The sequence below is a fragment of the Mesorhizobium sp. M2E.F.Ca.ET.209.01.1.1 genome (genome assembly GCF_004010375.2).
Classification (GTDB): Bacteria; Pseudomonadota; Alphaproteobacteria; order Rhizobiales; family Rhizobiaceae; genus Mesorhizobium.
This window is the reverse complement of the sequence record NZ_SADP02000199.1, coordinates 1-438: the sequence shown is the minus strand read 5'-3', so window position 1 is coordinate 438 and position 438 is coordinate 1. Positions and strand designations below refer to the sequence as shown.

Genomic DNA, 438 nt, shown 5'->3' with positions numbered 1-438 from the left:
CCTCAGCTCGATCACGTTGATGCGGTAGTAGAGGTCGTGGCGGAAGCGCCCGTCCTCGACCAGTTCGGCCAGGTCCTTGTGGGTGGCCGAGAGGATGCGCACGTCCACCGGTTCTTCGGTGGCAGCGCCCACCGCGCGCACCGACTTCTCCTGGATCGCGCGCAGCAGCTTCACCTGCATCGGCAGGCTCATGTCGCCGATTTCGTCGAGCAGCAGCGTGCCGCCCTCGGCCATTTCGAAACGGCCCTTGCGCGCGGTCAGTGCGCCAGTGAAGGCACCCTTTTCGTGGCCGAACAGTTCGCTTTCCAGCAGGTCGGCCGGAATGGCGCCGCAGTTGATTGCCACGAACGGGCCATCGCGGCGCGGCGAGCGCTGGTGGATCGCGCGTGACACCACTTCCTTGCCGGTACCGGATTCACCCAGCACCAGCACGGTGGT

At 66.2% G+C, this 438-nt stretch carries 1 protein-coding gene; it reads right to left on the bottom strand.

The genetic code is table 11. From position 1 onward, the window contains the following. On the bottom strand, positions 1–438 hold a 438-nt coding region (locus EN852_RS35270), incomplete at both ends, for a sigma-54 factor interaction domain-containing protein (RefSeq protein WP_135879633.1).